This window comes from Georgenia satyanarayanai (assembly GCF_009193135.1).
Lineage (GTDB): Bacteria > Actinomycetota > Actinomycetes > Actinomycetales > Actinomycetaceae > Oceanitalea > Oceanitalea satyanarayanai.
The window spans coordinates 39,682-58,353 of sequence record NZ_VUKC01000017.1; the positions used below are offsets into that span (position 1 = coordinate 39,682).

At 74.6% G+C, this 18,672-nt stretch carries 16 protein-coding genes and 1 riboswitch; of the genes, 9 read left to right on the top strand and 7 right to left on the bottom strand.

Features of this window, described 5'->3' with window-relative positions:
* Nucleotides 1–115 precede the first annotated feature (115 nt).
* Nucleotides 116–259, top strand: coding sequence for a hypothetical protein (locus GD632_RS16065; RefSeq protein ID WP_193311497.1), 144 nt, complete (start codon nt 116–118; stop codon nt 257–259).
* Nucleotides 260–282: 23 nt separating this feature from the next.
* On the opposite strand, the gene GD632_RS14145 is transcribed toward GD632_RS16065, so the two are convergent.
* Complete coding sequence (locus GD632_RS14145; RefSeq protein WP_152192863.1) at nt 283–846, bottom strand: hypothetical protein; 564 nt, start codon at nt 844–846, stop codon at nt 283–285.
* 98 nt (nt 847–944) lie between these two features.
* On the opposite strand from GD632_RS14145, the gene GD632_RS14150 reads away from it, so the two are divergent.
* The 5 genes from GD632_RS14150 to GD632_RS14170 all read left to right on the top strand — a co-directional run bounded on the left by GD632_RS14150 (nt 945) and on the right by GD632_RS14170 (nt 5,733).
* Nucleotides 945–2,672, top strand: a complete 1,728-nt coding sequence (locus GD632_RS14150; protein WP_193311493.1) for a BCCT family transporter — start codon at nt 945–947, stop codon at nt 2,670–2,672.
* A gap of 186 nt (nt 2,673–2,858) precedes the next feature.
* Nucleotides 2,859–3,119: a 30S ribosomal protein S20 gene (rpsT, locus tag GD632_RS14155; RefSeq protein ID WP_152192864.1), complete on the top strand. Its 261-nt coding sequence runs from the start codon at nt 2,859–2,861 to the stop codon at nt 3,117–3,119.
* Nucleotides 3,120–3,206: 87 nt separating this feature from the next.
* Nucleotides 3,207–4,163 carry a DMT family transporter gene (locus GD632_RS14160; RefSeq protein WP_152192865.1) on the top strand — a complete coding sequence of 319 codons (957 nt, stop codon included), beginning with the start codon at nt 3,207–3,209 and terminating at the stop codon, nt 4,161–4,163.
* Nucleotides 4,164–4,225: 62 nt separating this feature from the next.
* Nucleotides 4,226–5,227 carry a DNA polymerase III subunit delta gene (holA, locus tag GD632_RS14165; RefSeq protein ID WP_152192866.1) on the top strand — a complete coding sequence of 334 codons (1,002 nt, stop codon included), beginning with the start codon at nt 4,226–4,228 and terminating at the stop codon, nt 5,225–5,227.
* Nucleotides 5,224–5,733, top strand: a complete 510-nt coding sequence (locus GD632_RS14170; protein WP_152192867.1) for an NUDIX hydrolase — start codon at nt 5,224–5,226, stop codon at nt 5,731–5,733. The genes holA and GD632_RS14170 overlap by 4 nt, the downstream gene beginning before the upstream one ends.
* On the opposite strand, the gene GD632_RS14175 is transcribed toward GD632_RS14170, so the two are convergent.
* The 4 genes from GD632_RS14175 to GD632_RS14190 form a co-directional block, all read right to left on the bottom strand.
* On the bottom strand, nt 5,724–8,087 hold the full coding sequence (locus tag GD632_RS14175) for a ComEC/Rec2 family competence protein (RefSeq protein ID WP_152192868.1): 2,364 nt from the start codon (nt 8,085–8,087) through the stop codon (nt 5,724–5,726). The genes GD632_RS14170 and GD632_RS14175 overlap by 10 nt on opposite strands.
* Nucleotides 8,084–9,037: a ComEA family DNA-binding protein gene (locus tag GD632_RS14180; RefSeq protein ID WP_152192869.1), complete on the bottom strand. Its 954-nt coding sequence runs from the start codon at nt 9,035–9,037 to the stop codon at nt 8,084–8,086. The genes GD632_RS14175 and GD632_RS14180 overlap by 4 nt, the downstream gene beginning before the upstream one ends.
* A gap of 112 nt (nt 9,038–9,149) precedes the next feature.
* The gene (locus GD632_RS14185) at nt 9,150–10,049 is read right to left on the bottom strand and encodes a DegV family protein (RefSeq protein WP_152192870.1); all 900 of its coding nucleotides are present in this window, start codon (nt 10,047–10,049) and stop codon (nt 9,150–9,152) included.
* 81 nt (nt 10,050–10,130) lie between these two features.
* Complete coding sequence (locus tag GD632_RS14190) at nt 10,131–11,102, bottom strand: LLM class oxidoreductase (RefSeq protein ID WP_152192871.1); 972 nt, start codon at nt 11,100–11,102, stop codon at nt 10,131–10,133.
* A 285-nt stretch (nt 11,103–11,387) separates the two neighbouring features.
* A riboswitch (SAM riboswitch) is annotated at nt 11,388–11,512 on the bottom strand.
* Between the two features lie 109 nt (nt 11,513–11,621).
* Between GD632_RS14190 and GD632_RS14195 the strand changes: the two genes are divergently transcribed.
* Nucleotides 11,622–13,502: an HNH endonuclease signature motif containing protein gene (locus tag GD632_RS14195; protein ID WP_226924888.1), complete on the top strand. Its 1,881-nt coding sequence runs from the start codon at nt 11,622–11,624 to the stop codon at nt 13,500–13,502.
* A gap of 115 nt (nt 13,503–13,617) precedes the next feature.
* Nucleotides 13,618–14,133, top strand: coding sequence for a flavin reductase family protein (locus GD632_RS14200; RefSeq protein ID WP_152192873.1), 516 nt, complete (start codon nt 13,618–13,620; stop codon nt 14,131–14,133).
* A gap of 60 nt (nt 14,134–14,193) precedes the next feature.
* Here the strand turns inward: GD632_RS14200 and leuS are convergent, their stop codons facing one another.
* Nucleotides 14,194–17,103 (bottom strand): leucine--tRNA ligase, encoded by a 2,910-nt coding sequence (gene leuS, locus GD632_RS14205; RefSeq protein ID WP_152192874.1) that lies wholly within the window; start codon nt 17,101–17,103, stop codon nt 14,194–14,196.
* A 252-nt stretch (nt 17,104–17,355) separates the two neighbouring features.
* Between leuS and GD632_RS14210 the strand changes: the two genes are divergently transcribed.
* On the top strand, nt 17,356–17,814 hold the full coding sequence (locus GD632_RS14210; RefSeq protein ID WP_152192875.1) for a Dps family protein: 459 nt from the start codon (nt 17,356–17,358) through the stop codon (nt 17,812–17,814).
* A 78-nt stretch (nt 17,815–17,892) separates the two neighbouring features.
* Here the strand turns inward: GD632_RS14210 and GD632_RS14215 are convergent, their stop codons facing one another.
* Nucleotides 17,893–18,669, bottom strand: a complete 777-nt coding sequence (locus tag GD632_RS14215; RefSeq protein ID WP_152192876.1) for an ABC transporter ATP-binding protein — start codon at nt 18,667–18,669, stop codon at nt 17,893–17,895.
* Nucleotides 18,670–18,672: the final 3 nt, after the last annotated feature.

Here is an 18,672-nt window from a genome sequence, read left to right on the forward strand (position 1 = left end):
GCGACGACGACGCGCGGAACCGGTTCCGCGAGGACACACTGCCACCCATGGTCCCACGAGGCGGCGGCAACCGGCGCCTCCGGCAGGGCCTGTCCACCGAGGAGAGGAATCACCGATGTCCAACCTGCCCGACGAGCCCACCGTCAACGCGCCGTCCGCCCACTTCGAGGACCCCGTGGTGCTCGAGGAGGACGAGACGGTCCCGCCGCGGCCCGAGGAGGAGATCGCCGACGAGCTGCGCGCCGAGCCGCAGCCGTAGCCGTCCCACCCGCTCGGCGTCGCTCAGGTCAGCAGCAGGGCGAAGGCGCTCATGAAGGAGCCGAGGACGCCGAGCGGGATCGCGGCGACCGTGCCGAGGAAGGCGACGAGCGTGACGCGCAGGTCGTCCCGCAGGTAGGGCGCCCGGACGGGGCCGCCCGCCGCGCGCAGCAGGGCGCGCTGGGTGGCCTCGACCCGCGGGAACCACCGGGCGGTGCGGACCCGTCCCTCGTCCATCGCGTCGGTGAGCGTGGCGAGCTCCTCCTCGAGGGCCGCCTGGGTCGGCTCGCCCGTCACGACGACGACGCCACCCGCCGTCGTCACCGGACCGTCCCCGATGTCCGCCGTCGCGCGCTGCAGCCGCTCCCGGCGGACGGCGAGGACGGCGACCGGGACGGCGAGCACGACCGCGAGGGCGAAGGGGACCCACCCGGTCCACGACACGGCGTCCAGGCCGAGGAGCACGCCGAACAGGAGGAAGACACCGACGGGCACCGCGGCGCCGACGAGGAGGAGGTACCCCGGCCGGCGCGCGAGGCGCACGACGTTGACGACGATCTGGTTCATCGCGTCGTTGGTCGCACTCATGGCACCAGCCTCCCACGCTGCCCGGGAGGCGGTCCCCCGGGCCCCCGGTTAACGTCGGGGCGACCATTCCGGTTCCCCACGGAGGAGCTCTCCCCACCATGAAGCCGCTCGACCGGATGCACGACGCGCTCGGACTGCGCACCAGTCCCCGGATCTTCTTCCCAGCGGCACTGATCGCGATCCTCTTCGTCGTCGGCACGATCCTGTTCACCGACCAGGTGGACGCGGCCTTCGCCGGTGCGTCGGGATGGATCATGTCGAACCTCGGGTGGTTCTACATCCTGGGGGTCACGGTCTTCCTGCTCTTCCTCGTCTACCTCGCGGCGAGCCGCTTCGGGCGGGTGCGGTTGGGCGACACGAAGCCCGAGCACTCCGGTGTCGCCTGGTTCGCCATGCTCTTCGCGGCCGGCATCGGCTCGATCCTCATGTTCTGGGGCGTGGCGGAGCCGATCAACCACTACGCCAACCCGCCGATGCAGGACGTCGCGGGCCAGACGCAGGCGGCTGCACGCGAGGCCATCGCCTTCACGCTGTACCACTTCGGGCTGCACACGTGGGCGATCTTCGCCCTCCCGGCGCTGGGCTTCGCCTACTTCATGTACCGGCGCAACCTGCCCCCTCGGGTGAGCTCGATCTTCCAGCCGCTCCTCGGGGAGAAGATCCACGGCCCCGTGGGCGCGGCCATCGACGTCGTCGCCGTCGTCGGCACGATCTTCGGCGTCGGGGTCTCGGTGGGTCTGGGCACCCTGCAGATCAACAGCGGCCTCAACTCGCTGTGGGGGCTGGGCGAGAGCCGGCTCGTCCAGGTGCTCATCATCGTCGCGGTCTCCGCGATCGCCGTCGTCTCGGTGAGCGTGGGGCTGGAGAAGGGCATCAAGCGCCTGTCCAACTTCAACATCGTCCTCGCCGTGGGCCTGCTGTGCTTCGTCGTCGCCACCGGTCCCACGCTCTTCCTCGTCAAGGGCACGATCGAGTCGGTGGGGATCTACGCCTCCGCGCTGCCGCAGCTCGCCTTCTGGAACGACACCGCGAACGGCTCGGGCTGGCAGAACCAGTGGACGGTCTTCTACTGGGCGTGGACGATCTCGTGGTCCCCCTTCACCGGCATCTTCATCGCGAAGATCTCCAAGGGCCGCACCATCCGCCAGTTCGTCAGCGGTGTGCTCGCCGCGCCCGTGCTCTTCAGCATCGTGTGGTTCGGCGTCTTCGGCTGGGCGTCCTTCGGGATCGAGCAGGAGACGCCGGGTGAGCTCGTCGGCCCGGTGGTCGAGCAGGGCGACGTCGCGACGGCCCTGTTCGTCTTCCTCGAGCACTTCCCGTGGACCACGGCGACGCAGATCCTCGCCGTCGTCCTCGTCGTCATCTTCTTCACGACGTCGGTCGACTCCGCCGGCCTCGTCATCGACTCGATCAGCAACGGCTACGAGGAGGAGGCACCCGGCCGCCAGCGGGTGTTCTGGACGATCGCCATGGGTGCCGTCGCCGCGACCATGCTCGCGGCCACCGGCGAGGGCGGGCTCGCGGCGCTCCAGCAGGTGATCATCGTCGTCGGCCTGCCGTTCTTCATCATCGGGTACGTGATGATCTACACGATCCTCGCCGCCCTCAAGGAGGACGCGGGGGAGGCGCCACCCATCCGCGCGCTGCGCTGGCGGCGGGTGCTGCCGCCGGAGGAGGCGGCGCGTCGCGCCGAGGACGACGAGTACGACAACGACACCTTCACCGTCGTCCCGGAGATCGAGCCGGGCCAGGACCCCATCCCGGTCGACCCCGTCATGGCCGGGGACGACGACGATCCGACGACGCCGGACCCCGCCCGCGGATGACGGGCGCCACACCGGCCCCGCACCGGCCCGGCACCTGGTAAAGTACCTCGCTGAGCCTCCGCCGGTCGTGCGGGGGCCGGCTAGCGGCCGACCACGGGTGTCCCCACTCCCCAGTCCCGGTCGCTGGCACAGCCCTCACCGACCCATTGTCTGATCGCTTCGGCGAAACGTAGGAGAAGTCCACACGTGGCGAACATCAAGTCCCAGAAGAAGCGCATCCTCACCAACGAGAAGGCGCGTCTCCGCAACAAGGCCGTGAAGTCCGAGCTCAAGACGCACGTGCGTCGGGTGCGCGAGGCGATCGCCGCCGGCGACAAGGAGACCGCGGCCACCGCGCTCCAGTCCGCCGGGCGCAAGCTCGACAAGGCCGCGAGCAAGGGCGTCATCCACGCCAACCAGGCCGCGCAGCGCAAGTCGAAGCTGGCCAAGCAGGTCGCCGGCCTGTAGAGACCCGGCCCTCCCAACGACGGCGTCGTTCCCCACCGGGGAGCGGCGCCGTCGTCGTCGCTCCGCCCACACGCTCGAGGAGAGCCGATGCCCCACCGGACCGCCGCCCTGCCCGTCTGGCTGGCGGCACTCCTCGCTGCCGCGATCGGCGCCGTCGTCCCCGTGCAGTCGCGCATCAACGGCGACCTCGGCGCGCAGCTGGAGGACCCGGTCCTCGCCGCCGCGATGAGCTTCGGTGGCGGGCTCGTCGTCATGACGGTGGTCGCGCTGGCACTGCCGCGCGTGCGCCGCGGGGTGCTGCGGCTGCCGGGCGCGGTGCGCCGGCGTGAGCTGCCGCCCGCCTACCTCCTCGCGGGCACCATCGGCGCCGTCCTCGTCCTCACCCAGTCCGCGGTCGTCGCCGTCCTCGGGGTCGCGGTGTTCACGGTGGCGGTCGTCGCGGGCCAGACGCTGAGCGGGCTGCTCACCGACGCCATCGGGTTCGCCCAGGACGTGCGGCGCCGGCCGACGACGCAGCGGCTGGTCGGGGCGGGTCTCGTGCTCGTGGCGGTCGTGCTCGCGGCGTCCTCCTCCTTCACCGGCGAGCGGCCGTGGCAGGAGCTGCTCCTGCCCGCCCTGCTGCCGCTCGTGGCCGGGCTGCTCACGGGTTTCCAGCACGCCGCGAACGCGCGGGTCGGGGCCGTGGGCGGCTCGCCGTTGACGGCGACGGTGTCGAACTTCGTCGCCGGCACGGTGGCGCTCGTCGTCGCGGTGCTCGTGCGCGGCGACGGGCTGCCCGAGGAGCTGCCCGGCGAGTGGTGGCTCTACACCGGCGGGCTCTACGGCATCGTCTTCATCGCCGGCTCGGCGGCGATCGTCCCGCGCACCGGCGTGCTCGTGCTCGGGCTCGGCTCGATCGCCGGCCAGCTCATCGGGTCCCTCGCGCTCGACCTCTTCGCACCGGTGGCCGGCTCCTCCGTCAGCCCGACCACCGTGGCCGGGACGCTCCTCGCGCTCGTCGCGATCTCCCTCGCCTCCCTCCCCCGCCGCGGGGCGCGACGGTAGCTGCCGCGCGGGCCTCGCGGGACGGTGCCGAGGGTGTGGGCGGTCCGTGGCACGCTTGGGGCGTGCCCCCGAAGACCCGCCGCAGCGCCGCCCCGTCCGGACTGAGCTGGGACGAGGCCCCGCTCGCTCCCGTCGTCCTCGTGCGCGGCGCCGAGGGCGTGCTCAGCGACCGCGCCGTCGCGCGCGTCGTCGAGCAGGCCCGGGAGGCCGACGCCGGTACGGAGGTCACCCGCCTCGACGCCGCCGCCTACGACCTCGGGCGCCTGGAGATGCTCGCCAGCCCCTCGCTGTTCGGGGAGGCACGCTGCATCGTCATCACCGGTGTCGAGAGCTGCACCGACGCCCTCATCGACGACACCATCACCTACCTGCGGGCCCCCGCCGACGACGTCACCCTCGTCCTCCAGCACGGCGGTGGCGTGCGCGGCAAACGCCTGCTCGACGCCGTGACCAAGGCCGGGCACCCCGTCGTCGCCTGCGAGCCGGTCAAGCGCGACGCCGAGAAGGCGGCCTTCGTCGCCGCGGAGTTCCGGCGCGCCCGGCGCCAGATCGACCAGGACGCGATCCAGGCGCTCGTCCAGGCCCTGGGCTCGGACCTGCGCGAGCTCGCCGCCGCGTGCACCCAGCTCGTCGCGGACACCACCGGCCGCATCGGCGCGGACGTCGTCGAGCGCTACCACGGCGGACGGGTGGAGGCGACGGGCTTCAAGGTCGCCGACGCCGCCATCTCGGGCCACGCCGGGCAGGCCGTCACCCTGCTGCGGCACGCCGTCGAGACGGGCGCGAACCCCGTGGTCATCGTCGCGGCGCTGGCGGTCAAGCTCCGCACCATGGCGAAGGTCGAGGCGATGTCGGGCCGCGGGGGCGCCGGCGGCCTGGGCCTGGCGCCGTGGCAGGTGGACCAGGCGCGGCGCGAGCTCGCCGGCTGGGGCCCGGAGGGGCTGGCCCGCGCGATCACCGCCGTCGCCGCGGCGGACGCCGAGGTCAAGGGCCTGAGCCGGGACCCGGTCTTCGCCGTCGAGCGGGCGGTGCTGCGCATCGCCGCCAGCCGGGGCCGGCGGTGAGCGACGCGTCCGGTGCCGGCCCGGTCCACCGCTACCGCGTGGTGCCCGCGGCCTACGTCCTCCTCCTGCGCGCGGAGCCCGACGGCACGGACAGCGTGCTGCTCCAGCTCCGCGCGGGCACCGGGTTCATGGACGGGCACTGGGCGTGCGGGGCGGCCGGCCACGTCGAGGCCGGGGAGAGCGTGCTCGCGGGAGCCGTGCGGGAGGCCGCCGAGGAGCTCGGCGTGGCGGTCGCTCCCGCGGACCTGCTGCCCCTCACCGTCATGCACCGCACGCAGGGCACCGGCCTGGCGATCGACGAGCGGGTCGACTTCTTCCTGGGGTGCCGCAGCTGGCGCGGCGAGCCGCGCCTCCAGGAGGACAAGGCCGCGGACCTGCGCTGGGTGCGCCTGGACGCGCTCGGCTCGCTCCCCGAGCCGGTGGTCCCGCACGAGCGGCTGGTCCTAGACGCCCTCGCTGCCGGCACGCTGACCCCCGTGACGACCTTCGGCTTCGCTCAGCACTGAGCGGCGAGCCCGTCGTCGCCCGGCACGACGACGACGGCGCCGCACTCGTCGGTCCGCAGCACCAGGGCGCCGCCGCGTCCGTACAGCTCGAGCGTCGGCGCGGCCGGGTGCCCGAAGTCGTTGTCCGCGCCGACGCTGACGAGCGCGAGCCGCCCACCGACCGCCTCGGCGAGCGCAGGCAGCTGCGCCGCGGACCCGTGGTGCGGGACGAGGACGACGTCGACCCCGCCGGGCGGTACCGACCCGGCGACGGCGAGCTCGCTGAGGAGGCCGCGCTGCCCGTCCGGCTCGAGGTCCCCCAGCGCGAGGACCGAGAGGTCCGCGGTCTCCAGGTGCACGACGAGCGAGAGGTCGTTCGCGACGTCGTCGTCACCCCGGGTGGCGAGCTCGACCGCCCGCGGTGTCGGCCACAGGCCGCGCCACCGCACCCCGGCCACCTCACCGTCCGTCCCGGTGCCCACACGCTCGACGGTGGCCCCCTCCTCCGCGAGCGCCGCCAGGACCTGCCGCTCGGCGGTGGGCGGGCCGTCGTGGGGGGTGAGGAGGACGTGGTGGACGTCGACGGCGTCGAGGACCTCCGGCAGCCCGCCGACGTGGTCGGCGTGGAGGTGGGTGAGGACGAGGAGGTCGACCTCCCGCACCCCGGCGCCCACGAGACAGTCGGCGGCAGCCGGCCCCGCAGGTCCGACGTCGACGACGACGGCGGAGCGCGGGCCGCTGCGCAGGGCGAAGCCGCTGCCCTGGCCGACGTCGCACTGGATCGCGAGCCAGTCGCCGGGGACGCCGGCGACCAGACCGCCGATCGCCCGGCGCGGGCCGGGGACGACCGCCAGGACGAGGACGAGCGCGCCGACGCCCGCCCCGACCACCCGGGCCCGGTGCCCGCGGCTGGCGATGGCGAGGGCGAGCACCGTGACCGAGGCGAGCAGCACCGCACCGGCGAGCCCACCCAGCCACGGCAGCCGCGCGCCGGGGAGCTCGGCCCACCCCGTCGCGACCCAGGCGATCCAACCGGTGAACCAGCCGGCCGCCGCGGCGAGCGGCTCGGTGAGGCCGGGCAGCCACGGGGAGACGACCGTGGCGACGACGCCGAGCACGGTGGCCGGCGGCACCGCCGGTGCGGCGAGGACGTTCGCGGGTACCGCGTACGTGGCGACCGCGGGCTCGAGAAGGATGACCACCGGAGCGCAGCACACCTGCGCCGCGGCGGGCACGGCCACGACGTGGGCGAGGGTGCGCGGCAGGCGGTGGGACAGGGCGGCGGCCCACGGCCCGGCGAGGACGACGAGGCCGGTCGTGGCGAGCACCGAGAGGACGAACCCGTAGGACCGGGCCAGCCACGGGTCGAGGACGAGCAGGAGGACGACCGCGCTGCACAGTGCGGGCAGTGCCCGCGCGGGCCGGCCGAGCAGGAGGGCGAGCAGCGCGACGGCGCCCATCGTCGCCGAGCGCAGCACGCTGGCCTCCGGCCGCACGAGGACGACGAAGCACACGAGCACCGCCCCGCCGACGGCCGCGCGCAACCAGCGCGGCGCCCAGCTGAGCCCGGCGAGCACGGCACCGAGGACGATGGCGACGTGCGCGCCGGAGACCGCGGTGACGTGGGTGAGGGAGACCGCCGTCATCGCGTCGTCCAGCTCGGGTGGCAGGCGGGAGTCGTCACCGACGGCGATGCCGGGCACGAGACCCCGGGCCTGGGCCGGTGCGTCCTCCACGGCGGCGACGAGGCCGCCGCGCATCCGGCTCGCGAGGCGCTGGTGGGCCGGTGGCGGAGCCTCGACCTCGGGGTCGGCGTGGACGATGACGAGCGCGACGACGTCCTCCCCCGGCTCGGTGGCGACGAGCCGTCCGGTGAGGCGCACCCGCGCGCCGAGCTCGGCGTCGGCCCAGCTCGGCGGCGCGAGCAGGAGGACCGGCGCCCGCGCACGGGCGGTCAGCCCACGGCCGACGACGAGGTCGGCTCGCACCGGCACCATGGCCCGCTCACCTCCCCCGCGCTCGGGAGGGTCCGTGAGGAGGGCGGGGTCCCCGGTCACCGGCCCGCTCACCGTGACGACGGCGCCGGCCGCGACGAGCTCGGTGAGCAGCCCGCTCGCCCGCTGGTGGACGTGCGCGCCGGCGGCTCCGAGTGTGAGCGCGGCGACGACGAGTGCGAGCGCCGCGGTGGCCTGGGGCGTGGGCCCGGCCCGGTCGCGGTGTCGTCCCCCGCCGCGCAGCGACCACGCGGTGCGGGCGGCGACGAGCAGGAGCAGCACGGCACCGGCGACGGCGACCGGTGGCGGCGGCAGCACCCCGAGGAAGGCGACCGTCCACGCGGCGAGCGCGGCGGGCACGAGGCGCAGGTCGAGGGTCACACCCGCACCCGCTCCCGCAGCTTCTCCAGCGTGGCCGGACCGATGCCGGAGACCTCGAGCAGCTCCTCGACGGAGTGGAAGGGACCGTTCGCGTCGCGCCACTCGAGGATCCGCTGCGCGATCGCCGGACCCACCCCGGGCAGGGTGTCGAGCGCGGCGAGGTCGGCCGAGTTGAGGTCGATGACCCCGCCCTCGGCGGCCGGTTCGCCCGCGACCGGTCCGCCGCCGTCGGGCACCGGTCCCTCGCCGCCCGCGCCGCCCGGTGGCGCCTCCCCCACCCGCGGCACGTACACCTGCTCACCGTCGACGAGCGGCCGGGCGAGGTTCACGGCGGCCAGCTCGGCGTCCTCCTGCCCGCCACCCGCTGCGGTGACAGCGTCGGCGACGCGGGCCCCCGTGGGCAGCTCGACCACCCCGGGCTCGTGGACGGCCCCCGCCACGTGGACGACCACGACGCCGGCCGGCTCGGGCATCTCCCCTGCCACGGGCTCGCCCTCCGCGGTCCCCTCCGAGGTCTCCGTGGCGAGCGGTTCGGGCGGTACGGCCTCGGACGGACCGGGGTCGATCATCGGGGTCACCTGCGGCACCGGGACGGCGTCGGACGGGCCGAGGGCGATCGCGCGGGCGACCACCGCGCCGGCGAAGGCCGCCACCACGGCGAGCACGACGACGACCGCCCGGCCCGAGACCGTCCACCGGCGCACCGGCCGCTCCTGTGTGCCCTCACCCCGCCGGCCACCACCGGCACGCACCGCCGCTCCGCTGCCGGCCCGCCTGCTCACGAGGCCCTCCGCCGCGCGGTCGTCCCCCCGCTGCTCCCCGCTGACGATGCGGTCGAACTCGCGCCCGGCGTCGTCGTCGAGGTCGAGGTGCCCGGACGTAGCCGTGTAGGCGCGGCGGGTCAGCGCCCGCAGCCTGGCCGCGGAGTCCGTCCGCCTCGTCGGTGCCATGCGCGTGACCGTACGGACCGCGGCGGACGCGACCCCGACGGCGGGTGCCCCACCGGGGACTGCCCGGTCCGCCGTCGTCCTGTGGAGCAGTGCGGGCGCCGTGGACCGCGGTTCAGTCACCCGCCGGGGCGAGCGCCACGCCGACGACACCGGGACCCGTGTGCGCCCCGACGACGGCGGTGACCTCGCTGCGGACGATGCTCGCCACCCGCGCACCCGTCTCGGTCAGGCGCTGCTCGAGCGCAGCGGCGAGGGCGTCGGCGGTCGTGGTGTCGGCGAAGTGGTGGACTGCCACCCGGACCGGTCCGCCGTCGCCGCGGGGCGCCGCCGCACCCGGCCCGCCCGCCGCCCGGACGGCGAGCTCGACGATCCGCCGCTGCGTCCGCGCCGCCCCGCGGGCCGTCTCGGCGACCGCCAGTCTCCCGCCCCGCAGGGCGAGGATCGGGCGGACGCCGAGGGCCGAGCCGAGGAAGACCCGTGCGGGACCGATGCGTCCTCCCCGCGCGAGGTGGTGGAGGTCCGGCACGGCGAAGAGGACGCTGCTGCGGGCCGCCGTCTCCCGTGCTGCGGCGAGGACGCCGTCGGCGCTCACCCCGCGCGCCGCACGCTCGGCTGCCGCGAGCGCCGCGAAACCCGTCCCGCCGCCGACCGTGCGGGTGTCGACGACGTGCACGGGGGTCCCGCGGCGCCCGGTGACCTCCTCGGCCGCCCGGCGGGCGTGCGCGACGGTTCCCGACAGCTCGGCCGACAGGTGCACGCACACGACGGCGGAGGCGCCGTCGTCGACGGCCGCCTCCATCGCGTCGGTGAGCGCCTGCCGGGACGGGCCGGACGTCGTCGCCGTCCCGCCCGCCCGGAGGTGCGCGGCGAGCCCCTCGCGGCTGAGGTCGTCGTCGGGGTGGTCCGCGCCGTTGATCAGGACGCGTAGGGGGACCACCCGGATCCCCAGGCGCTGCGCCGTCTGCGGCGACAGCGAGGCCGTGGAGTCGGTGAGGACCACGACGCCGGGCATCACCCCATCATCGCACCCGGGGCTCGAGCTGCCGGCCCCGGGCACGAGACCGTGCCCGGGCTCGCGGCCGCCGTCCCCGCGTCACGCCGGGACCGGCTGCGTCTCCGACGCTCCCGCCACGGTCACCAGGCCCCGTGCCTGCAGCGCCGGGATGATCCCCCGCAGCAGCCGCTGGACGTCGGCGGGGATGGAGCCGGGGAGGACGACGAAGCCGTCCGCGGCGCCCGCCTCGACCCACTTCTCGATGGTCGCGACGACGTCGCCCACCGTGCCGACGGCCTCGAGCGAGCCCGCCCACCCGGCGTCGCCACCGGCGATGTCGGTGAGGAGGTCCGCCCGGGCACGGGCGGACTCGTAGTCGGCCGCGATGACGGTCCGGAGGTCGACGAGGACGCGGACGGGGCCACGGCCGGCGGCGCGCGCGGCGGAGCGCACGGCGAAGCGCAGCTCGCGCGCCCAGCTCAGGTCGGCCTCGCGGAGGCGGACGACGTCGGCGAGCTCGCCCGCGGCGGCGAGGTCGGCCTCCTCCTCGAGCGGGACGACGACGGTGGGCCGCTGGCTGGAGCGGGCCGCCGTGCTGCGGACGAGCTCCTCGAGCAGGTCCCCGAGCTGGGGCAGCGCGGCCACCGGCGCCTGCTCACCGCGCGCGATCTGCAGGCCGGCCCACGAGCCGCTCTTGCGGTTGAACTGGGCCAGCTCGGCGGCCACAGCGGAGTCGGCGCGGCCGACCTGGACGGTGGGCACGAGGCCCGTGCCGCCGGCGCTCGGGCTGATGCGGCGGGCGGCGATGACCGGGTCGAGCCAGGCGTTGGCCCGCGGTCCGACGTCGGCCCGGAGGCGGAAGTCCTCACCGAGCGTGACGAAGGAGACCCCGCCCTTGTGAGCGGCACGGGCGTAGGAGGCGAGGCGGACGAGGTTGGCCTGCTCGGCGGGCAGGCCGGCGGCCGCCTCCCGGTCGTGGGCGGGGGCGCCGAGTCCGGAGAGGTCGAGGGCGATCGTCGCGGTGGTCGAGGTCGTCGCGGTGGTACGGGTGGGCAGGAACGCAGCAGTCATGGCAGCACCAATCAAGGTCACAGCGCCTGGGGGCGCCGGGAAGGACGTCGAGACCTGATACGCCTGGTCCGGCGCCTGGCGTGTCACTCGCCGGCGGCTCGGGGGCTGGATCAGGGGTGACGCGTCAGCGCGGCTCGCGCCGAGGGCGTCGCTTCCGTATGTCTCAGACCGACATACACGGACGACCGCACATGCACATGCTGCTGCCGCGACGGCTGGTGGTCTGCCGGGGGCTGAGGTGCGTGGTCATCCTGGTACGTCCTTCGCGTGCTGGCACCGTCACGGTGCGCTCCGTTGTCCCGACGGTCACGGGACCAGGTCATCACCCGGGGCACCCGCCGCACGTGGCGGGTTGCCGACCAGCAAGCCGGGGCTTAGCGCACTCGAGGTGCGCACTGGTGCTCTGAACCTGGGGCCGACGCTAGCGGGGTCTCACTTCATGTGTCAACTGTCACGCGCTCGAATGTCAGTGGTCGGTCATACGGTGGGGTCATCAGGTTCACGGAGGTGGTGAGCAAGATGGCGGCGACGCAGGCCGAGGGCCCGGGGTGGAGTGCGGCCGACCTCGCCGGTCCGCCGCCCTGGCTCGTGCTCGACGACGGTCCCGCCGAGCTCCCTCCCCTCCCAGCCGACCCCCTCCCACCGGGAACCGGCCCCGACGAGCGCTGGTCCCAGGAGATCCCCGTCGCGGACGACGGACCCGCCGAGCTCCCGCCCCTTCCGCCCGACCCGCTCGCGCTGGCCGGCCGCCCCGCCCGGCACAGGGATGCGGACCCCCTCGACGGCGACGACGGCGCAGAGCTGGGTCGCCTGCTCACCGCCCTGCCCCCGGGGCCTGATCTCGCGGCGGCGCTCGAGGCTCTGGACCCACGCGCCGTCGACCTGTACGGGCTGGTCGAGATCGTGGCCGGCTACCAGCGGCTGTCGTCCTGGGCCACGGCCCGGGCCACCGAGCTCAGCGGGGTTCTCGCGGGGCGACCGGGCATCAACCCGCACCACCCGCTCCCGGGCGGGACGATCGCGGCGGACTCCGCCGCCGCCGAGCTCGCTCCGCGGCTGGGGATCACGCGCTTCGCGGCGCGGCGCATGGTGGGCCACGCCCAGCTCTTCCGGGACAAGCTCGACCAGACGGCGCAGGCGCTCCGGCAGGGTGTCATCGACCCGGCCAAGGCGGCCGTGCTCGCGCGCCACCTCGCGGACCAGCCGGCGGACGTCGCCTGGGAGGTCCAGCGCGTGGTCCTGCCCGATGCCCTGCACCAGACGCCCGGCCAGCTCGCCCGCGCCGTGGAGAGGGCGATCATCGCGATCAACCCGAGCCGGGCGGTCCAGCGGCACCGGCGCGCACGCGAGGAGCGGCGGGTGGACCACCCGCGTCCGCTGCCCGACGGCATGGCCTCCATCCACGCACTCCTTCCCGCCACCGACGCCGCGGGCCTCGACCTCGCTCTGGAGGCGGCCGCGCGCAGCGCAGAGGCGGCCGGGGACGGCCGCACCATCGACCAGCTCCGTGCTGACGTCCTCGCTCTCATGGGCCACACCGCTCTCGAGCAGGGCTACGTCGGCCTGCCGGAGCCGAGCGACACGGACGTGGTGCCCGCCGCGGAGGCGGGCGGCGGGAACGCTCGGGTGGACGACGCCGACGACGGCGCGTCGGACGCCCCGTCGGCCGCCACCGGCACGCCGGACCTCCAGCCCGTCAGCGACTACCTCCGGATGCTCCACATGCCGATCGGCACCATCGGCGGGAGGCGTGCCGTCATCCGGGTGGACGTGCCGCTGTCGGTCCTCGTCCTCCCGCCGGAGACGCAGGGCGCCTTCCCCGCCTTCGGCGAGTGCCTGGACCACCTCGCGGGAGAAGCCGACAAGGCCGCAGGGGCGAGCCCTGCCCACGACCGTCCGGTGGACAGCCTTGCCGACGAACCTGCCGACGACCCCCCGCTGGCCGAGGTCGCCGAGCTCGAGGGCTACGGCCCCATCACCCCCGACGTCGCCCGCGCGCTGGCGATGAGCGAGGGCATCTGGCAGCGGATCGTCACGGACCCGCTGAGCGGCGAGGTCCTCGACGTCGGCCGCACCCGCTACCGCCCGCCCGCCGCCCTGGCCGAGTTCGTCCGGGTCCGCGACCGCACGTGCGTCGTCCCGGGCTGCTCCAGACCGGCGCACGGCTGCGACCTCGACCACGTCGTCCCGTTCCCCGAGGGACCCACGAGCGCCGCCAACCTCGGTGCGGGGTGCCGGCCCCACCACGTCCTCAAGACGCTCGGCCAGTTCCGCCTCGAGCACCTGGGAGGCGGCAGCTTCCGGTGGACCACCCCGAGCGGGCACGTCTACCAGCGAGACCACCACGGCCGCGTCACCTGGGTGCGGACCGGCACCGACGACTCCGCGCCGCCCTTCTGAGACGGGTGCCCGGGGCGCGTCCAGGGACTGGGAGGTCACACCCGCTGAGCACCCACGACGGGCACGCCTGGCCGACAATGGGACAGCCCCCTGACTCGACCGCGAAGGACCGTTCATGACCGCCGAGCAGCCCGCCAGCCCCACTGCCCTGCCCCAGTCGGTGAGCAGCGAGGAGTTCAAGGCCGTCTTCCGCCGCCACCCCGCGGGCGTCGCCGTCGTCACCTGCTCCACCCCGGACGGTCCCGCGGGCTTCACCGCGACCTCGGTGATCTCCGTCGCCGCGAACCCCGCGATGCTCGCCTTCTCGGTGGCCGCCGGCTCCACGTCGCGCCGCATCCTCGACAGCGCCCCGAGCGTCGTCGTCAACTTCCTCAGCCAGGACCAGCAGGACCTCGCCCGCCGCTTCGCCGCCCGGGACACCGACCGCTTCGCCGGCCTCGAGTTCTGCTCGCTGCCCACCGGCGAACCCGTCCTGCCGGGGACGACCGCCTGGATCAGGGGCGTCGTCGAGCAGCGCGTGCCCGTCGGCGACAGCCTGCTCATCACGCTGCGCGCGGTCCTCGCCCACCGCGAGGACGGCACGGAACCGCTCGTCTACCTCGACCGCACCTTCCCCCGCCTGGAGGGCTGAGCAGATGCCGAGAGCCGGACCCCTCGCGAGGAGTCCGGCTCTCGGTACGTCGCGTGGTGGCTAGGCCGGCACCACGTTGACGAGCTTGGGGGCCCGCACGATGACCTTGCGGATCCCCCGGTCGCCGAGCGCGCGCTTGACGCCCGGGGTGTCCAGCGCCAGCCGCTCGAGCTCGTCGGCGTCGATCGAGACCGGCACCTCGAGCTTGTCCCGCAGCTTGCCGGCCACCTGGACCACGCAGGTCACGGTGTCCTCGACGAGCAGCGCCGGGTCGGCGACCGGGAAGGGCTCGTGGGCCAGGGAGCCCTCGTGCCCGAGCCGCCGCCACAGCTCCTCGGCGATGTGCGGGGCGACGGGCGCCAGCATGAGCAGCAGCGGCTCGACGGCCTCGCGCGGGCTCGCCGCCAGGCCGGTGAGGTGGTTGTTGAGCACGATGAGACGCGCGATGGCGGTGTTGACCCGCATCGCGGCCATCTCGGTCTCGACGTCGGTGACGGTCCGCGCGACCAGGCGGCGGGTCTCCTCGTCGGCCGGCTCGTCGGTGACGAGCAGCTCCCCGGTCTCCTCGTCGACGACGTTGCGCCACAGCCGCTGGAGGAAGCGCTGGGAGCCGACGACGGCGCGCGTGTCCCACGGCCGCGACAGGTCCAGCGGCCCCATCGACATCTCGTACACCCGGAAGGTGTCGGCGCCGTAGGCCTCGTACATGTCGTCGGGCGTGACGATGTTCTTGAGGGACTTGCCCATCTTCCCGTACTCGCGGGTGACCTCCTGGCCCTGCCAGCGGTAGCTCACCTCACCGGAGCCGTCCTCGGCCGCGACCTCCTCGACCTCGTCCGCGGGGACGTACTGGCCGCGGGCGTCGGCGAAGGCGTACGCCTGGATGTAACCCTGGTTGAAGAGCTTGTGGAAGGGCTCGACGCTCGACACGTGCCCGAGGTCGAAGAGCACCTTCTGCCAGAAGCGCGCGTAGAGCAGGTGCAGCACGGCGTGCTCGACGCCGCCGACGTACAGGTCGGCCCCGCCGCAGGACTTCTCTCCGGTCGGGCCCATCCAGTACTGCTCGTTGGCCGGGTCGACCAGCCGCTCGGTGTTGGTCGGGTCCAGGTACCGCAGCTCGTACCAGCACGAGCCGGCCCAGTTGGGCATCGTGTTCGTGTCGCGGCGGTAGGTCTTGACGCCGTCACCCAGGTCGAGCTCGACGTTGACCCACTCCTCGGCCCTCCCGAGCGGGGGCTCCGGGGAGGAGGTCGCGTCGTCGGCGTCGAAGGTGCGCGGGGAGAAGTCCGGGACCTCGGGCAGGTCGACCGGCAGCATCCCCTCGGGCAGCGCGTGGACGCGGCCCTCCTCGTCGTAGACGATCGGGAAGGGCTCACCCCAGTAGCGCTGGCGGGAGAACAGCCAGTCGCGCAGCCGGTAGGTCGTGCGGGCCTCGCCCAGGCCGCGGGCCGCCAGCCAGTCGGTGATCGCGGCCTTCGCCTCGGCCACACCCATGCCGTTGAGGGAGATCTGGTCGTTGGCGGAGTTGATGATCTCGCCGTCACCGGTCCAGGCGCCCTCGACGTGCTCGGCGGGCGGCTGCACGGTGTGGACGACGTCCAGCCCGTAGGTCTGGGCGAACTCGTAGTCGCGGGCGTCGCCGCCGGGGACGGCCATGATCGCGCCGGTGCCGTAGCCCATGAGGACGTAGTCGGCGACGAACACGGGCAGCTGGGCGCCGTTGACGGGGTTGGTCGCGAAGGCGCCGGTGAACACGCCGGTCTTGGTGCGGCCCTCCTCCTGGCGCTCCTCGTCGGTCTTCGCGGCGGCCTGCGCACGGTAGGCGGCCACGGCCGCGACCGGGCTCGCGTGCCCACCGGTCCACGACTCCTGGGTACCCGCGGGCCACGAGGCGGGCACGGCGTCGTCGATGAGGGGGTGCTCGGGGGCGAGCACCATGAAGGTCGCGCCGAACAGCGTGTCGGGGCGGGTGGTGAAGACGTCCAGCGCCAGGTCCGCGGCGCCGCCGGGCGCCTCCCCCGCGCTCACCCGCGAGGGCAGCGCGAAGCTGACGACGGCGCCCTCCGAGCGGCCGATCCAGTTGCGCTGCATCGTCTTGACCTTGTCCGGCCAGTCGATGTGGTCGAGGTCGTCGACGAGGCGGTCGGCGTAGGCGGTGATCCGCATCATCCACTGGCGCAGGTTGCGCTTGAACACCGGGTAGTTGCCACGTTCGGAGCGCCCGTCCGCGGTGACCTCCTCGTTGGCCAGCACGGTGCCCAGCCCGGGGCACCAGTTGACCGGCGCGTCGGAGACGTAGGCGAGGCGGTGGGCGTCCAGGGCGGCGGCGCGGGCGTCGGCGTCCATGTCGGACCAGGCCCGGCCCGACGGCGTGGGCCGGGAGCCGTCGGCGAACGCTGCCTCCAGCTCGCTGATCGGACGCGCCGCACCGCGGCCGCCGCCGGGACGCTCGGCGTCCTCGTCGTACCAGGCGTGGTACATCTGCAGGAAGATCCACTGCGTCCAGCGGACGTAGTCGGTGTCCGTCGTCGCGAAGGAGCGGCGGTCGTCGTGGCCCAGGCCCAGGCGCCGCAGCTGGCGGCGCATGGTGGCGATGTTCTCCTCGGTGGTGATCCGGGGGTGCTGCCCGGTCTGGACGGCGTACTGCTCGGCGGGCAGGCCGAAGGCGTCGTAGGCCAGCGCGTGGAGGACGTTCCTCCCCTTCATCCGCTGGTAGCGGCCCACGACGTCGGTGGCGATGTAGCCCAGCGGGTGCCCGACGTGCAGGCCCTTGCCCGAGGGGTAGGGGAACATGTCGAGCACGTAGAAGGTCGAGTCCGTCGTGTCACCGGCGAGGTCGCCGACGGGGTTGGGCGCGTGGAAGGTGCCGAGCTCCTCCCACCGGTCCTGCCAGGCCTGCTCGATCTCGCTCGCCAGCCGGGCGGTGTAGCGGAAGCGGGGCTCCGCGGGGACGGGGGTCTCGGTGCTCATGTGATCCTCACGGTGGGGGTGGTCGCTCCTGGCATGAGAAAACCTCCCCGCAGGGAGGTGGGCCGCGCTGGCGCGGCGCCGTCGGCGCCCGCTGTGGTCAGCGCGGCTGCGTAAGGAGGACCCGTCGCGACATGCGGCCCACCCTACCGCAGCGGCTGCGGGAGGCGGCCGCCCAGGGCCCGCCATATGCTCGACAGCGTTCGTCATCGTCGTCGCGGGCACGGGACGTGCGCCGCGGAAGGGAGAGAGCAGATGGCTGCCAAGCCCACGGAGAAGGTCCTCACCAGCCTCCAGGAGACCCTCGTCGACCTCATCGACCTGTCCCTGCAGGCCAAGCAGGCCCACTGGAACATCTACGGGTCCCACTTCCGCTCCGTCCACCTCCAGCTGGACGAGGTCACCGCCGAGGTGCGCCTCGCCTCCGACGACGTCGCCGAGCGGCTCGTCGCGATCGGCGGCGAGCCGGACGGCCGGGCCTCCACCGTGGCGAGCTCCACCCAGGTCGAGGCGCTCTCCGGCGGCCGCCTCCCCGACGACAAGGTCATCCGCCAGTTCGAGGAGCGTCTCCAGTCGGTCGCGGACCGCATCAAGTCCAAGCTCGACGCCGTCGAGGAGAGCGACCCGCTGAGCCACGACCTCCTCGTCACGGTCGCCAGCGGCCTCGAGAAGCAGGCGTGGATGTTCCGCGCCGCGAGCGGCGACCCCAGCTGACCCACCCACACGTACGCCGAGAGCCGGACTCCTCCAGGAGGGGTCCGGCTCGCGGCGTACGGGGCGCGGGTGGGCCGGTCAGCGGAAGCGCTGGACGGCGAGGGGCGCGGCCTCGGCCAGCTCGCGGACCGTCGGGTGCTGGTCCGTGCCGTTGAGGAGCTCGCCCAGCGGGCCTGTCGCGACGAAGCTCCCCTCGGCGAGGACGTGGACCTCACGGCAGGTGCGCTCGACGAGCTCGAGGTCGTGGGACACGAGGACGACGGCGGTGTCGAGCTCGGCGAGCAGGCCCCCCAGCCGCCGGGCCAGGTTGACGCGGGACTGCGGGTCGACCGCCGTGAGCGGCTCGTCGAGGACGAGGACCTCCGGCCGGGTGGCCAGGGCTGCCGCGAGCGCCACCCGCTGCTTCTCCCCTCCGGAGAGGGTGACGAGCCGGCGGGTGGAGAAGCCCGCGGGGAGCCCGACGGCGTCGAGCAGGTCGGCCATCGAGGTCGCGTGGGTGCGTCCCGCCTTGCGTGCCTCGCCCAGGGCGAGGCCGAGGCTGCGGGCGACGGTGAGCCGCGGGTCGGTGACCGTGAGGGAGTCCTGGGAGGTGAAGCGCACCGACGCCTTGAAGGTCTTGCCGTCGCGGCGCGGGAGGCGGTGGACGGGGCGCTCGTTGAAGGTGACCGTGCCCTGGACCGGCCGGATCTGCCCCTGCAGGGCGCGCACCAGGGTCGTCTTCCCGGCGCCGGAGGGCCCGACGATCCCGAGCGGCGCGTCGCCGGACGTCACCTCGAGGCTCACCCCGCGCAGCACGTGGGTCCCGGGGTAGCCAGCCCACAGGTCGTCGGCACGGAGGACCGCGCGAGTCGCCATCCC

Bases quoted from the DNA above. Each gene is read 5' to 3' on its own strand.
- GD632_RS14150 (WP_193311493.1), top strand. From the start codon at position 945: ATGAAGCCGCTCGACCGGATGCACGACGCGCTCGGACTGCGCACCAGT.
- GD632_RS14210 (WP_152192875.1), top strand. From the start codon at position 17,356: ATGGCTGCCAAGCCCACGGAGAAGGTCCTCACCAGCCTCCAGGAGACC.
- GD632_RS14195 (WP_226924888.1), top strand. From the start codon at position 11,622: ATGGCGGCGACGCAGGCCGAGGGCCCGGGGTGGAGTGCGGCCGACCTC.
- leuS (WP_152192874.1), bottom strand. From the start codon at position 17,103: ATGAGCACCGAGACCCCCGTCCCCGCGGAGCCCCGCTTCCGCTACACC.
- GD632_RS14145 (WP_152192863.1), bottom strand. From the start codon at position 846: ATGAGTGCGACCAACGACGCGATGAACCAGATCGTCGTCAACGTCGTG.
- GD632_RS14180 (WP_152192869.1), bottom strand. From the start codon at position 9,037: ATGGCACCGACGAGGCGGACGGACTCCGCGGCCAGGCTGCGGGCGCTG.
- GD632_RS14160 (WP_152192865.1), top strand. From the start codon at position 3,207: ATGCCCCACCGGACCGCCGCCCTGCCCGTCTGGCTGGCGGCACTCCTC.
- GD632_RS14215 (WP_152192876.1), bottom strand. From the start codon at position 18,669: ATGGCGACTCGCGCGGTCCTCCGTGCCGACGACCTGTGGGCTGGCTAC.
- GD632_RS14200 (WP_152192873.1), top strand. From the start codon at position 13,618: ATGACCGCCGAGCAGCCCGCCAGCCCCACTGCCCTGCCCCAGTCGGTG.
- GD632_RS14190 (WP_152192871.1), bottom strand. From the start codon at position 11,102: ATGACTGCTGCGTTCCTGCCCACCCGTACCACCGCGACGACCTCGACC.
- GD632_RS14185 (WP_152192870.1), bottom strand. From the start codon at position 10,049: ATGCCCGGCGTCGTGGTCCTCACCGACTCCACGGCCTCGCTGTCGCCG.
- GD632_RS16065 (WP_193311497.1), top strand. From the start codon at position 116: ATGTCCAACCTGCCCGACGAGCCCACCGTCAACGCGCCGTCCGCCCAC.